The 14,982-nt window shown below is 40.8% G+C and carries 14 protein-coding genes; 9 read left to right on the top strand and 5 right to left on the bottom strand.

The window, feature by feature from the left end:
- Nucleotides 1–3 precede the first annotated feature (3 nt).
- Nucleotides 4–381, bottom strand: coding sequence for an autonomous glycyl radical cofactor GrcA (gene grcA / locus BTO08_RS00720; RefSeq protein ID WP_105059502.1), 378 nt, complete (start codon nucleotides 379–381; stop codon nucleotides 4–6).
- A 321-nt stretch (nucleotides 382–702) separates the two neighbouring features.
- On the opposite strand from grcA, the gene nfo reads away from it, so the two are divergent.
- Entirely contained in the window at nucleotides 703–1,551 is an 849-nt protein-coding gene (gene nfo / locus BTO08_RS00725; protein WP_198038394.1) for a deoxyribonuclease IV, read from the top strand.
- A gap of 92 nt (nucleotides 1,552–1,643) precedes the next feature.
- Complete coding sequence (gene ung, locus BTO08_RS00730) at nucleotides 1,644–2,306, top strand: uracil-DNA glycosylase (protein ID WP_105059503.1); 663 nt, start codon at nucleotides 1,644–1,646, stop codon at nucleotides 2,304–2,306.
- 70 nt (nucleotides 2,307–2,376) lie between these two features.
- Here ung and BTO08_RS00735 read toward each other — a convergent pair whose 3' ends face one another.
- Complete coding sequence (locus BTO08_RS00735; RefSeq protein WP_005369686.1) at nucleotides 2,377–2,559, bottom strand: DUF3545 family protein; 183 nt, start codon at nucleotides 2,557–2,559, stop codon at nucleotides 2,377–2,379.
- Between the two features lie 443 nt (nucleotides 2,560–3,002).
- Between BTO08_RS00735 and BTO08_RS00740 the strand changes: the two genes are divergently transcribed.
- Both BTO08_RS00740 and yaaA read left to right on the top strand, forming a co-directional pair.
- Nucleotides 3,003–4,430 (top strand): alanine/glycine:cation symporter family protein, encoded by a 1,428-nt coding sequence (locus tag BTO08_RS00740; RefSeq protein WP_105059504.1) that lies wholly within the window; start codon nucleotides 3,003–3,005, stop codon nucleotides 4,428–4,430.
- A gap of 109 nt (nucleotides 4,431–4,539) precedes the next feature.
- Nucleotides 4,540–5,313, top strand: a complete 774-nt coding sequence (gene yaaA / locus BTO08_RS00745; protein WP_105059505.1) for a peroxide stress protein YaaA — start codon at nucleotides 4,540–4,542, stop codon at nucleotides 5,311–5,313.
- 79 nt (nucleotides 5,314–5,392) lie between these two features.
- Here the strand turns inward: yaaA and srmB are convergent, their stop codons facing one another.
- The gene (gene srmB, locus BTO08_RS00750) at nucleotides 5,393–6,643 is read right to left on the bottom strand and encodes an ATP-dependent RNA helicase SrmB (RefSeq protein WP_005369680.1); all 1,251 of its coding nucleotides are present in this window, start codon (nucleotides 6,641–6,643) and stop codon (nucleotides 5,393–5,395) included.
- A gap of 193 nt (nucleotides 6,644–6,836) precedes the next feature.
- Complete coding sequence (locus BTO08_RS00755; RefSeq protein WP_105059506.1) at nucleotides 6,837–7,559, bottom strand: tRNA1(Val) (adenine(37)-N6)-methyltransferase; 723 nt, start codon at nucleotides 7,557–7,559, stop codon at nucleotides 6,837–6,839.
- A gap of 377 nt (nucleotides 7,560–7,936) precedes the next feature.
- On the opposite strand from BTO08_RS00755, the gene brnQ reads away from it, so the two are divergent.
- Nucleotides 7,937–9,250, top strand: coding sequence for a branched-chain amino acid transport system II carrier protein (brnQ, locus tag BTO08_RS00760; protein ID WP_105059507.1), 1,314 nt, complete (start codon nucleotides 7,937–7,939; stop codon nucleotides 9,248–9,250).
- Between the two features lie 73 nt (nucleotides 9,251–9,323).
- On the opposite strand, the gene fldB is transcribed toward brnQ, so the two are convergent.
- On the bottom strand, nucleotides 9,324–9,845 hold the full coding sequence (gene fldB, locus BTO08_RS00765; protein ID WP_105059508.1) for a flavodoxin FldB: 522 nt from the start codon (nucleotides 9,843–9,845) through the stop codon (nucleotides 9,324–9,326).
- Between the two features lie 214 nt (nucleotides 9,846–10,059).
- Here fldB and xerD point away from each other — a divergent pair, with 214 nt between their 5' ends.
- The 4 genes from xerD to prfB all read left to right on the top strand — a co-directional run bounded on the left by xerD (nucleotide 10,060) and on the right by prfB (nucleotide 14,962).
- A complete protein-coding gene (xerD, locus tag BTO08_RS00770) occupies nucleotides 10,060–10,956 on the top strand; it encodes a site-specific tyrosine recombinase XerD (protein ID WP_005369667.1) in 897 nt (298 codons plus the stop codon).
- Between the two features lie 160 nt (nucleotides 10,957–11,116).
- The gene (dsbC, locus tag BTO08_RS00775; protein WP_045083731.1) at nucleotides 11,117–11,845 is read left to right on the top strand and encodes a bifunctional protein-disulfide isomerase/oxidoreductase DsbC; all 729 of its coding nucleotides are present in this window, start codon (nucleotides 11,117–11,119) and stop codon (nucleotides 11,843–11,845) included.
- A gap of 114 nt (nucleotides 11,846–11,959) precedes the next feature.
- Nucleotides 11,960–13,684: a single-stranded-DNA-specific exonuclease RecJ gene (gene recJ, locus BTO08_RS00780; RefSeq protein ID WP_105059509.1), complete on the top strand. Its 1,725-nt coding sequence runs from the start codon at nucleotides 11,960–11,962 to the stop codon at nucleotides 13,682–13,684.
- 179 nt (nucleotides 13,685–13,863) lie between these two features.
- A protein-coding gene (prfB, locus tag BTO08_RS00785) for a peptide chain release factor 2 (protein ID WP_105059510.1) occupies nucleotides 13,864–14,962 on the top strand; the annotation gives its coding sequence in 2 pieces (ribosomal slippage) (nucleotides 13,864–13,938 and nucleotides 13,940–14,962; 1,098 coding nt in all).
- The last annotated feature ends 20 nt before the right edge of the window (nucleotides 14,963–14,982 follow it).

Here is a 14,982-nt window from a genome sequence, read left to right on the forward strand (position 1 = left end):
AAATTATAGGCTGCTAGTGAAAGTACGTGCGATAACGTCTTGTTGCTGCTCACGAGTTAGTGAGTTGAAACGTACAGCGTAACCAGAAACACGGATTGTTAGCTGTGGGTATTTTTCTGGGTGCTTAGCAGCATCTTCTAATGTTTCACGCTTAAGAACGTTTACGTTTAGGTGCTGACCGCCTTCGATTTTTGCTGGTGCTTCGATAGCTAGCTCACGGTATTCGATGTCACCTAGATCTGATTGAGCAACAACTTGGTCTGCTTCAAAACCAGATAGTGCACATACACAACGAGCTTCGTTTGTTTCGCTGTCTAGGATCCAAATAGTGTTTAGTAGATCGTCGTTTGCAGCTTTAGTAATTTGAATACCAGTAATCATAACTTATCTCCGAGAAAGTGGTGTTAATTTAATCTTTTTCTGAGCTATTAATGCTTTAACTCAGCGCGGCTACTTGTGTATTGATCTAGATCAAATTACAACAAAAAACCTTAAATAAAGTAGGGCTGTTTTATTGAGCTAAGTCAATCTAACGCCATTTTAAGGGTTAATCAACAACAAATTTTAAGCGATAAAAAATAGTTTAGCTCAATAATGTTGTATCTTTACAACATTATTGAAGCGTAGTTGTAACTGTAATGTTTGTTAAATGTTTCTCTTTGGCTTGAAATGCCAAGTGATATGAATAAGGTGAAAATTGTTATGAAACTGATTGGTGCTCATGTTTCTGCAGCTGGTGGTGTATTTAATGCGCCAGTAAATGCTGACAAAATTGGTGCGAATGCTTTTGCCCTGTTTACTAAAAACCAGCGTCAGTGGGTGGCTAAGCCGTTAGAAGCCGATGTTATAGCGGCATTTAAAGCACGTTGTTCTCAATTAGAATTTAATGCCAATGCTATTTTGCCACATGACTCTTATTTGATTAATTTAGGTGCACCAGAGGCTGAAAAGTTGGAAAAATCGCGTGCTGCTTTTATTGATGAAATGTCGCGTTGTAAACAGCTTGGATTGCACCTTTTAAACTTCCATCCGGGGAGTCATTTAAAAAAAATTTCTGAAAAAGAGTGTTTAAAATTGATTGCTGAGTCAATAAATCTTGCGCATAAAGAAGTAAGTGATGTGGTTGCAGTGATCGAAAATACGGCGGGACAAGGTTCAAATTTAGGTTGGCAGTTTGAACATTTGGCAGAAATTATTGATCAAGTTGAAGATAAAACGCGGGTAGGTGTCTGTATTGATACCTGTCATACTTTTGCGGCGGGATATGATTTACGTACTGAAACTGCAACTGATCGAACTTTTGCTGAATTTGATGAGGTTGTTGGAATGCAATATCTCCGAGGTATGCACTTAAATGATTCCAAAGGTGATTTAGGGAGTCATTTAGATCGCCACCATAGTCTAGGTGAAGGAGCGATCGGTTGGGATTGTTTTCGTTATATCATGCAAGATGATCGTTTTAATCATATGCCTCTTATTTTAGAAACAATTAATCCTGATATTTGGCATCAAGAGATTGCGACATTGCGTGATTTTGCCGCTCAAAAATAAGTGGCTATAAATGAGGGCGTCGATTATTTATCTCGCCTGTGATCTGATTTTGATATTCTTACTGAGTAAATTCTATTGATGAGGAAGTATTTATGACCGCTAGCTGGTCTACATTTATCGAGCAACAACGAGCACAAGCGTATTTTTCTGGGATTGAACAGTCGGTTGACGCTGCTCGCGCATCAGGAAAAGTGGTATTTCCTCCTCAACAAGATATCTTTAATGCATTCACCTCTACGCCATTAGAGAACACCAAGGTCGTGATTTTAGGACAAGATCCTTACCATGGGCCAAAGCAAGCTCATGGTTTAAGTTTCTCTGTACTTCCAGGAGTTAAAACGCCACCGTCATTGGCGAATATGTATAAAGAATTAGCCACTGACATTGAAGGTTTTGTAGTACCTGAACATGGTTATTTGCAGCCGTGGGCAGAGCAAGGTGTTTTATTACTAAATACCGTCCTAACAGTAGAGCAAGGGAACGCGCATTCTCACGCTAAGATTGGTTGGGAAACATTTACGGATCGTGCGATTGAGTACATTAACGATAATACAGAGGGAGTGATCTTTTTACTGTGGGGGGCACATGCTCAGAAAAAAGGTAAAAAGATAGATACAGAGCGTCATCATGTTTTACATTCTGCGCATCCATCACCGTTATCTGCATATCGTGGTTTCTTTGGTTGTCAGCACTTTTCTAAAACCAATCAGTTACTCGCTGAAATGGGAAAATCAGCGATTAATTGGCAACTATAAACGAATTTATTTCTGTAAACAAAACGCCAGCAAAATGCTGGCGTTTTATTTTTTAGTCTGGAACGGTTTGTTAAAAGTCGAATTCATCGGCATTGTAACTGCCGCACATATCCATATCTTGAAGCTCACGGCGAAGTCGTTGACGATCTTTTAAGGCTTCAATTTCACGCCATTTACGTTTTTCAGGTTTTGCTCGAGAGCGACGAGAGACGGTTTCTGTTGTGAACATATCATCAAATGCAAAGCTATCCATAAAGCACCTCTTCCTATGATATAGCTAAATATAAGCTACAAGGTCATTAATTATCACACTATGGGGTAGAGTAAAATTGAAGTGTTTCTCATTTGTTGCTTAAAGATGAAATTTTTATGTGCTAAAAGTCAAATATATCCTTTTTATGACCGAAAATGTAAGAAAACAACTCGCGGTAAGGCTTTATTTATGTTTGGATTTAGTGGGGATGTTTTAGATATTTACTTAAAAAATATACCCTTAGTGTATTTCATGTGATAATGAATAAAATTTTTTGATATATCCACTCATAATAGATTTACAAAAATAAGAGAGGGAATATCGATGTATAATTGCTTTGTTTAGTTACTAAATTGTAATGATTTAGTTTGCGTTGCTGGGGTGGATACTACATCCATTGCCATTATTTATTCGATACGTACTGCGTTGTAGAAGGAACCCACTTGTCCAGCCAAATTACCTTTTTAAATGACTTACTCTGGGGCTCGGTATTAATTTATTTACTGATAGGAGTCGGTATTTACTTCACCTACCGTTTGAGCTTTATCCAGTTCCGTCATTTTGGACATATGTTTAAGGTGATGAAAAACAGTCGCAAATCAGACAGTGCCGGAATTTCTTCCTTCCAAGCATTATGTACGAGCTTAGCGGCTAGAGTTGGCACAGGTAATATGGCGGGAGTAGCCGTAGCGTTAACTTTGGGTGGCCCCGGCGCGATCTTTTGGATGTGGCTTATCGCTATGCTTGGTATGGCGACCGCTTTTGCTGAAAGTGCATTAGCTCAGCTTTATAAAACCCGTGATGATGATGGTAATTATCGTGGTGGTCCTGCGTATTATATGGAAAAAGGATTAGGCATGCGCTGGATGGGCGTTATGTTCTCGGTCTTTTTGATCATTGCTTTTGGCTTAGTGTTTAACTCGGTTCAAGCTAACTCGATAAGTCAGGCTGCTCACGTCGCTTTTGGCTGGTCACCGATATATGTTGGTATTGGGCTTGTGATCATGACTGGAGTGATCATTTTTGGTGGTTTACGTACTATCGCAAGAACCGCGGAAATTTTAGTTCCTGCAATGGCATTATGTTATCTGGTGCTTGCCCTTTATATTATGGCCATCAACATCGAAAAACTGCCTGATATTATCATGATGATTTTTCGCAGTGCTTTCGGTCTAGAAGAAGCGGCATCGGGTGCTCTGGGATATACCATCGCGCAAGGAATGATTAATGGGTTAAAGCGTGGATTATTTTCGAATGAAGCCGGCATGGGATCGGCACCGAATGCGGCAGCATCTGCAACACCTTATCCGCCCCATCCAGCCTCGCAGGGATATGTGCAAATGCTTGGTGTGTTTATGGATACAATGGTGATCTGTTCATCCACTGTCGCGATTATTTTGATGTCAGGCGAATATGTCCCTCATAGTGAGGTGACAGGGATTGAGTTAACTCAGCGCGCCTTGAGTTCACAAGTCGGCGACTGGGGCTCTGTGTTTATTGCTGTGGCGATTTTCTTCTTCGCGTTTACATCACTCGTTGCTAATTATTCTTATGCTGAAACCAACCTTATTTTCCTTGAGCATAACCATAAAATTGGATTGAATATTTTTCGTGTTGTGGTGCTCTTTATGGTGATGTTTGGAGCGTTAGCTGATCTTCCAACGGTATGGGCAATGGCTGATGTATCAATGGGGATGATGGCACTGATTAACTTAGTCGCGATTGTTTTACTGTCAGGCACCGTGGTGAAGTTGGCTACTGATTATAATAAACAGTTATCGTTGGGTAAGGTGCCGACTTTTGATAGCAATGATTATCCAGAGCTACATGCGCAACTGGAAGAAGGGATCTGGGATAAGCAGAAATCCTAATCATTGTTAAAGCCTATTATTGAAATAACTAAAGCCTCCTAGTTTCTAAGTGGCTTTTTTATTGTTTAGTGGTAGTCTTTTTGAGTCAGACTTTAAAGGAAAAAGCCTTATGTTAATTGTGGTTTCCCCCGCTAAAACCCTTGATTATGAATCGCCATTGGCAACATCAACATTTACCTTACCAGAGCTTACGGATCATTCTGCTGAACTGATTGATGTATGTCGTGAACTTACGCCAATGGATATTGCAAGCTTGATGAAAGTAAGCGATAAAATTGCAGGTTTGAATGCAGCTCGTTTTGCCGAGTGGCAGCCACAATTTACGCAAGACAATGCCCGCCAGGCAATATTGGCTTTTAAAGGTGATGTGTATACCGGCCTTGCGGCTGAAACCATGACAGAAGAACAGTTTGCTTATGCTCAACAGCATTTACGTATGCTTTCTGGTTTATATGGTTTATTGCGTCCATTAGATTTGATGCAACCTTACCGCTTAGAGATGGGTACGAAATTGGCGAACCCTCGCGGTACTAACTTGTATCAATTTTGGGGGGATATCATCACTGATAAATTGAACCAAGCATTAGCAGAGCAGGGCGATGATATTCTGATCAACCTTGCATCTAACGAATATTTTAAATCGGTGAAACCGAAGAAGTTGAATGCTCAATTGATCACACCAGTTTTTAAAGATTGTAAGAACGGTAATTATAAAGTGATCAGCTTTTACGCTAAAAAAGCTCGTGGCATGATGGCACGTTACATTCTTGATAATCAAATCACATCGATTGAAGCGTTAAAAGAATTTGATACCGCGGGTTATTATTTTGTAGAAGCAGAATCAACGGCGAAAGAATTCGTATTTAAGCGTGAAGAACAATAGTTCTACAATGTTGTTTTGAAAAAAAGGCCAACTCATGAGAGTTGGCCTTTTTATTTTATCCTATGTTGTAAAAGAGAGATTACGACTTAGCTTGGCTTTTTTTAGCCGCTTGTTTAATTTTCTTTTTCGCTTTCGCTTCTTTTACTTTTTTATTCACTTTTTTCTTTTTCTTGGCAGTGCTTGCTTTTTTGGTCTGTGGACGTAGGCCATGAATAAAGCGCTCTTGCACTTCTTCTTTCATGTAGCGGCTGATACGTTCAATCATGCTTTGATCATGTGCTTCAACCAAGGAGATTGCCGTTCCTTTTTTACCCGCTCGTGCAGTACGACCAATACGGTGTACATAAACTTCAGCCGTACGCGGTAGATCAAAGTTGATCACATGGCTAACATCAGGTAAATCAATACCACGTGCAGCAACGTCTGTCGCAATTAGTACGTTCACAACACCATCACGAAAACGAGTGATCATGTTTGTACGCGCAGCCTGTGCCATTTCACCTTGGATCCAGTTACAAGGGATGCCCATGGCTTCTAGTTGACCACGAAGGATACCTAGACGCTCACGTGTTTTGACAAAGATAATCGTGCGTTCAGCCTGTTCTTTAATGATATTTTCTAACAGAGCAAGCTTGTGATCCATGTTGTCACAACGAAGGTACATTTGATGGATCTTTTTACGTTCGCGGCGAGAAGGATCTGCATTTACTTCAACAGGTTCATTCAAAATTGTTTCTGAAAACTCACGTACACCTTTACCTTCTAAGGTAGCGGAGAATAATAAGCTTTGACGACGCCAGCGACACTCATGGTTAAGACGCTCAACAATTTTACCAAAGCCCATGTCTAGCATGCGATCGGCTTCATCAAGGATCAAACATTCGATAGCACGACAGTCAAACTTTTCAGCTTCAATGTACTCCATAAGACGACCTGGTGTTGCTACCACGATATCCTGAGTTTTACCCAGCATTTCGGCATGTTCGTCATATGAGATACCACCTGTGATGGTAAATACTTTTAGTGTTGTATATTTTGCTAATGCTCTTGCTTGATCGGCAACTTGAATAGCAAGTTCACGCGTTGGCGTTAAGATCAGAATACGTGCAGGCCCTGGTCTTTTGCGTGGAAAATCTTGCAAGTGTTGGATCATCGGTAGAAGAAAGGCTGCTGTTTTTCCGGTCCCTGTTGGCGCAGAAGCCATTACATCTTTACCGTCAAGGGCATGAGGGATAGCCTGCGCTTGAACCACTGTTGGGCGGCTATAGCCGATTTCTTCAATTGCTCGTAACAGCTCGCTATCTAACTCTAATTCGGAAAAGTCTTTCACCAGTTATCTCTCCCAAGACAAATGCTATGTGTCATTATCGTATGCCAATTGCAAAGAATAACAACAAGGGTATTAATATTTAAGGGGCGGCATTATAGCCACTCTTGGCGTAAGTGACACCGATTAAAACATAAAAACTTCAATCATTGATGATTATTACAACGTCTACAGGGTATATAAATGTCCTATTAGGTTACATTTTTAGATAGAACTCTTTCGTTAATGCTTTGAATTCAATTGAATAATCACCATCTTTATGAATACAAAGATGAGATGAATAACAAGTTTGTTTCTTTTTACTTAATTGTAGAAGTAATCGAATCGGTGCTTTTTTCTCGGTACTTTGGACATCGCAACGTTCGATACAATGTAAATGATATTCAGCAGCGGCTTCAATTAAGCGCTGTCCTTCGTAACTTGGCAAGATAATACTGGCGATCCCTTCTTCTGTAAGAAGCCATTGAAGCGTTTTAAGTAGCTGTTGATGGCTAAATGTATCGGTATGTCGAGCAGTGGCACGGTGTGACTGCTCTGCTTGCTGACCAAAGTTGAAATAGGGGGGATTACAAACAATCGCATTAACACTGTTAGCGGGCTGTGTATGTCGCCATTCAGTGACATCTTGTTCAATACACTGTAAGTGTTGATGCCAAGGTGAATTTATGAAATTTTGGCGTGCTGCCGCTGCGGCTTGTGGATCTATTTCGATAGCTTCGATAGTAATAGGTAAAGCTAACGTGCTTGTTCGCTGTGCGGCCATAAGGGCTAATAAACCACTGCCTGTACCAATATCAACCACTCTACCTTGTTGAGGCATGGCAGCCCATGCTCCTAGCAATATACCATCGGTACTGATTGGCATTCCACAGCCTAAATCATTGACGTGAAATTGTTTAAAGCTAAAGCCGCGTGACATGGCTATTTTTCCTGTGTTTTGAACTAAATAATGGAATAAACGATTAATCGTAATGGTTATAACGCTAACTATCCCAGTTGCTTGGTTATTGAGCGTTTTTTGTTTCGATATAGTTAACTGTTATGTTTAATTTTTGATTATATATTAATCTTTTGTTTTTAATTGGTATTATGTTCCGATTTGTAATTTATTATTGGTTCTTTATTTTGGTTTTAACGCTTTATATATGAATTATGTGGTGTTTATTTCTACGCTATTGCCAAGAATGCTGTTTTTATCCATTATGTTTTCGTTGGTTATATATGTTTAATTTTGTAGTCAACGCAGATAATTATAAAAACACAACACATAACCCATAGAAGAGTGGAAGGTGCAGTTTGAAAAAGACACTCAAAGTAACAGACATTATAGCGTTAGGTTTTATGACTTTCGCTTTCTTTCTTGGTGCTGGGAATATTATTTTTCCACCATTAGCGGGTCAACTAGCCGGTGAAAATATGCTTTCGGCTATGTTTGGCTTTTTAGTCACAGCCGTTGGTCTACCTTTAATTGGTATTATTGCCGTTGCAATGGCGGGTGGTGGCTGGCAGGGGTTAACCCGTGATTTACCCTCAAAAATAGCAACATTAATGGCGGTGTTGATTTTTATTATTATTGGCCCTGCTTTTGCTGCGCCGCGTACAGGCTTAGTCGCTTATGAAATGGCAGTAAAACCATTTATGGCTGCAGACGCTGGTCAAGCAAGCTTAACGACTTTTTCTGTGATCTTTTTTGCAGTTGCCCTCTTTTTTGCTTGGTCTCGTGGCAAGCTGATCGACATGATTGGTAAGTTTTTAACACCTGCACTGTTTATTGTATTGGCTGTACTGGCCATTGCGGTATTTGTAAATCCACAAGGTTCAATTGTTGCAGCACAGGGTGAGTATGCAACACAAGCATTTACTAAAGGTTTCCTTGAAGGCTATAACACCATGGATACTTTCGCAGCCTTGATGTTTGGTATGCTGATTGTTGATGTGATCCGCAGTAAAGGTGTTAGTGATGAAAAGACAACCTGTACCTATCTGATCTACGCCGGTCTCATTGCTGCAGCAGGCTTGGCCTTTGTATATATCTCATTATTTTACTTAGGGGCAACAAGTACAACGATTGCACCTAATGCGGGTAATGGTGGTGTTATCTTAACTGGCTATGTGATGGCATTATTTGGTGCGCCGGGTCAGGTGATCCTATCTGCAATTGTATTACTTGCCTGTTTAACAACAGCGATAGGTTTGATCAGTGCATGTGCAGATTACTTCAGCTCTTTAACATCATTGTCTTACAAAAAGTGGGCGGTGATCTTAGCGGTAATATGTGCAGTGGTAGCCAATGTGGGTTTAAACCAGTTGATTGCGTTATCTGTACCTGTGTTATTTGCATTGTATCCAGTCGCTATTGCGCTGGTCGCATTAACCTTAGTACGTAAATGGTTACCTAATCCACGCTTAGCATACCGTGTTGTGCTGTTGGTTTCTTTTATCTTTAGCATGATTGATGTGGCGAAGTACTTGAAGTTTGATGTATCAATGTTCAGTGATTTACCACTATTTAATTATGGTATGGGGTGGGTATTACCGACTTTAATTGCACTTGCGATCACACGCTTCGTCGGTGGGAAATCGATGGGTTCACAAGATAAGCTAGCGTAATTCACTGTTGAAATAGAGATAGAAAAGGGATGCCATGTGCATCCCTTTTTGTCGATATACGATTTGTGATTGATCACAAGGTCTCGGCGTACTCAAGCATAATTTGCTCACACCATTGGGTGATTCGCTGGTCGGAGAGTTCATATTGACCATCTTCATCTAACGCTAAACCAACAAAAAATTGTTTATCTTCTGTAAGGGCTTTTGATGCTTCAAATTGGTAGCTATCATCATTAGGCCAATAGCCAATAAATTGAACGTCTGCTTCTAATAGTTTGTCATGCAGCATTCCCATCGCATCAAGGAACCACTCGGTATAACCTTCCTGATCGCCTAAGCCAAACAATGCAATGGTTTTATTGGTTAAACGTAATCCATCAAGCTGCTGCCACACGGCTTCCCAATCTTCTTGCAGTTCACCAAAGTCCCAAGTTGAGATACCTAAAATAAGCATATCAAACTGGTTCATCTCATTGATGTCTGCTTCTTTAATATTACGCAGTTCAATCAGTTCAGTACCAATACAATCACGGATCTTTTCTGCTGCCATTTCGGTATAGCAGGTGGTTGAGCCATAAAACAAACCGATTTTCATGCTGAGTATCCTAGTATTTTTATTTATTGTTTGAGTGTACCTGTAATGACCTTATAAGCTCAATAAAGTGAATAAAAGCATCCGATATTTTTTTACGTATTTTCTGTTGTAATAAGCCTCGTTACTTTTGCTTTAAAATACCCTATGATGAATAAAAGTACTGTGTTTTTATCCATGTGTTTGAGCTTTGCTAACACAGGTTTTGGAGTGATAAATGGAAAACGATGACGTTATTATCGAACGTTTTCTGGATGCGATGTGGATGGAGCGAGGATTATCTGAAAATACCTTGTCGTCTTACCGCAATGATCTAACCAAGCTATTACGCTGGTTAAAACAAGAGTCGCGTAATGTCATCAGTGTTTCAGTTGATGATTTACAGCGTTATCAGCAATGGCTATTTGATAAAGATTATAAGCAAACCTCACGTGCACGTATGGTTTCTGCGATTCGTCGTTTATTTCAATATTTACATCGTGAAAAGATGCGCGACGATGATCCGAGTGCGATGCTAGTGACACCTAAATTACCTAAACGCTTACCCAAAGATTTAAGTGAAGCGCAAGTCGATGCGTTATTAGAAGCGCCCGATGTTAATGATCCGATTGAACTACGTGATAAAGCGATGCTTGAATTATTGTATGCGACAGGCTTGCGTGTAACCGAGCTTGTGACATTAACAATGGAAAATATTAGCTTGCGCCAAGGTGTAGTGAGGATCACTGGTAAAGGTGATAAAGAGCGATTAGTCCCGATGGGAGAAAATGCCGTCGATTGGATTGAACAATTTATTGAAACTGGGCGTCCGCAACTACTAGGAGAAAAAAGCTCTGATGTGTTATTTCCTAGTCGCCGAGCAAGACAAATGACCCGTCAAACCTTTTGGCATCGGATTAAACACTATGCTGTTTTAGCGGGAATTGACGCAGATACATTATCACCTCACGTGATGCGTCACGCTTTTGCAACGCACTTATTAAATTACGGTGCGGATCTTCGTGTGGTACAAATGTTGCTTGGACATAGTGACCTATCAACCACACAAATTTATACCCATGTTGCAACGGAAAGGTTAAAACAATTACACCAAACTCACCATCCTCGCGCATAATTGTGAGAGAGTGTTAGGTAAATTAGTGAATACTATTTGCGTTCCGTTAGAGTTAACTTATTCTTGCCTAACAAATGATAGTAGAAAATTTGAAACTATTTTACGATGGATTAGGTCTCATAAAGATTGAGAATATCATCATTAATTAAGGATAAATTAAATGCACTTTATCAGCCGAACAATTGTGGCAACAGCGGTTGCTTTAACGGCTTTTTCAGCGGCAGCGAAGCCAGATGAAGCGGCGATTAGTCAGCAACTTGCTAAAATAGGCTTAACCCCTTCATCGATTGAAGCGTCTCCGATTTCAGGATTAAATGAAATCATGACAGAGCGTGGCATTGTTTATGCTTCTGATGATGGTAAGTATTTTGTCGTTGGCCACTTATACGAAAATAATGGTGCGCAGCCTGTTAACTTAACAGAGCAAAAAATGGCAAAAATGAACAAGGATAAAATTGCAGCGATGGAAAAAGACATGATTGTCTATCCTGCAAAGAACGAAAAATATGTCGTTACCGTGTTCACAGATACAAGCTGTGGTTACTGCCGTAAATTACATAATGAGATTAAAGGATATAATGACGAAGGTATTACTGTTCGTTATTTAGCTTTCCCTCGTGGTGGTGAGCGTTCTAGCAACTTTAATCAAATGAGTGCGATCTGGGGTGCTAAAGATCGTGCAAAAGCGATGGATGATGCGAAGAGTGGCAATTTTGATACAAGTAAGATCACACCTCGTCCTGATTTAGTGCGTGCACAATACGAGCTTGGTGTCGCAATGGGTGTGAACGGTACGCCTGCTATTGTTCTCGCTGATGGTACGATGATCCCTGGTTATCAGCCGCCTGCGGCATTACGTCAGCTACTTGATAGCCAACCAAAAAGCTAATTTATCGTAGCCGATGATGGAATAATAGAAAGCCTGAGCATTATGTTCAGGCTTTTTTGTTATAGGCTATTTCGGTACTATGAAAAGATAATAATACTGATAAGAAGCCTGATTATGATTGAAATTAAACGTCGCCCTTTAGCTGATACTGAGGGGTTCTCAGATCAAATCCCTCCGATCTTACAACGTATTTATGCTAGCCGTGGGATCAAAAATGATGCTGAGTTAGAGCGTAGTGCCAAGGGGCTACTTAATTACAATCAGCTTCATGGTATGACTAGTGCAGTTCAGTTGTTAGTGGATGCACTTTCGCAAAACACACGAATTATCATTGTTGGTGATTTTGATGCTGATGGTGCAACAAGTTCAGCATTATCTGTGTTAGCGCTTCGTATGCTCGGCTGTAAAAATGTTGATTATTTAGTGCCTAACCGTTTCGACGATGGATATGGCCTTAGCCCTGAAGTGGTTGAACAAGCCATTGAACGTGGCGCAGAACTAATTATGACCGTGGATAACGGAGTCTCTTCGATTGCTGGCGTTGCGGTAGCGAAAGAAAAAGGCTTGACCGTATTAGTTACCGATCACCATTTACCAGGTGATTGTTTACCGATCGCTGATGCGATTGTTAATCCAAATCTGAATGAGTGTGGGTTTCCATCTAAAGCGCTGTGTGGTGTCGGGGTTGCTTTCTACCTCATGTTGGCACTACGCGCTGAATTGCGTCAGAGAGGCTGGTTTGAACAGCAAGGCATCGCCATGCCTAATCTGGCTGAATTACTCGATTTAGTCGCACTGGGAACTGTAGCTGATGTCGTTGCACTCGATGGTAATAATCGTATTTTAGTACATCAAGGCTTACAACGTATTCGTGCGGGTAAGTGTCGTCCTGGTATTCAAGCGCTAATTGAGGTTGCCAATCGCGATCCAGCACGTTTAGTGACCAGTGACTTAGGGTTTGCTTTAGGGCCTCGTATTAATGCCGCAGGACGATTAGATGATATGTCGTTTGGGGTTGAACTCCTGTTGTGTGACAACATTCAATCAGCGCGTCGTATGGCATCAGAGCTAGATGGCTTAAATCAGACTCGAAAAGAAATAGAGCAGGGCATGAAAGATGAGGCCTTAGCGATTTGTGAGCGTTTGAAGTTTAATCAGCAAGATATGCCTTATGGTTTAGTGCTATTCCAGCGCGATTGGCACCAAGGTGTGATTGGTATTTTAGCCTCACGTATTAAAGATAAATATCATCGTCCAGTGATCGCATTTGCCGATGCGGGTAACGGTGAAATTAAAGGCTCATGTCGCTCAATTTCAGGATTACATATGCGTGATGCGCTAGATCTTGTCGATACTCAAAATCCTGGGATGATTTTGAAATTTGGTGGTCACGCGATGGCGGCTGGGCTTACTATCCCTGAAGATAAACTAGATGCTTTTAGTAAAGCTTTTGATGCGGTGGTACGTAATGTACTTGATGAAGAAGCGCTAAAAGGGGTATTGATGACAGATGGTGAGTTAGGCAGTCATGAATTAAACCTAGATGTCGCTGAAATTCTTCGTGCTGGTGGTCCTTGGGGGCAACAATTCCCTGAGCCAACCTTTGATGGCACTTTTCGATTATTACACCAAAAGTTAGTGGGCGGTAAACACCTTAAGATGATGGTAGAGCCCCTAAGTGGCGGTAGTGTGATTGATGCGATTGCTTTTAACGTGGATGTGAAACGTTGGCCTGATGCATCGGTCCAGCAAGTTGGATTGGTTTACCGGTTAGATGTAAACGAGTACCGAGGCAATCGCAGTGTGCAACTGATGGTTGAAGATTTAATCGCGAAATAAGTATTATTTTCAACTTTTGACGGTCAATATCATAATGGCGAGATGTTCAAGGCAGATAAAGTCTAGAATCTCGCCATTTTATTATTAATTTTCTTATAACCTTTCTCTCCCTCTGTATATTCTATCTACAATTCGATAGAATCTTTCGGTTATGTCCATTTCGACAATGAAGAGTGGCAATGTTCGAGATTAATCCTATTAAAAACCGACTTGAGGATGTGTCAGCACGTACTGATACCCTTAGGGGGTACCTTTGACTACGATGCTAAGAAAGAGCGTCTAGAAGAGGTAAACGCAGAATTAGAGCAACCAGATGTATGGAATGAACCTGATCGCGCACAAGCGTTAGGTAAAGAGCGTGCATCACTGGAAGCTGTAGTTGAAACCATTGACCTACTAGATCAAGGCGTTGAAGACGTTGAAGGTTTATTAGAACTGGCGGTGGAAGAAAACGATCAAGAAACATTTGATGAGATTGAACCTGAGTTAGCTGAGCTTGAAGCTAAGTTAGCTAAGTTAGAGTTTCGTCGTATGTTTGCAGGCGATCACGATGCCTCTGATTGTTACCTTGACCTTCAAGCAGGTTCAGGTGGTACAGAAGCACAAGATTGGACTTCAATGATGCTACGCATGTATTTGCGTTGGGCTGATGCCAAAGGTTTTAAAACCGAAATCATTGAAATCTCAGATGGTGATGTTGCTGGTCTGAAATCAGTTACCGTTCGTATCAGTGGCGAGTATGCTTATGGCTGGTTACGTACTGAAACAGGTGTTCACCGTTTAGTGCGTAAGTCACCTTTTGATTCAGGTGGTCGTCGTCATACTTCTTTTGCTTCAGCATTCGTTTATCCTGAAATTGATGACAATATCGTGATTGATATTAACCCATCAGATCTACGTATTGACGTATACCGTGCATCAGGCGCGGGTGGTCAGCACGTTAACACCACGGAATCTGCGGTACGTATTACCCACCTTCCAACTAACATTGTGGTGCAGTGTCAGAACGATCGCTCTCAGCATAAAAACAAAGATCAGGCAATGAAGCAGTTAAAAGCGAAATTGTTTGAATATGAAATGCAGAAGCAAAATGCTGAAAAGCAAGCCAGTGAAGATACCAAATCCGACATTGGTTGGGGTAGTCAAATTCGTTCATACGTATTAGATGACTCCCGCATTAAAGATTTACGTACTGGGGTGGAAAATCGTAACACCCAAGCAGTACTGGACGGTGATTTAGACCGTTTTATAGAAGCAAGCCTGAAATCAGGTCTTTAACCGAATTCCGGTAAAAATTT

Origin of the sequence: Photobacterium angustum (assembly GCF_002954615.1) — a bacterium.
In the GTDB taxonomy this organism is placed as follows: domain Bacteria; phylum Pseudomonadota; class Gammaproteobacteria; order Enterobacterales; family Vibrionaceae; genus Photobacterium; species Photobacterium angustum_A.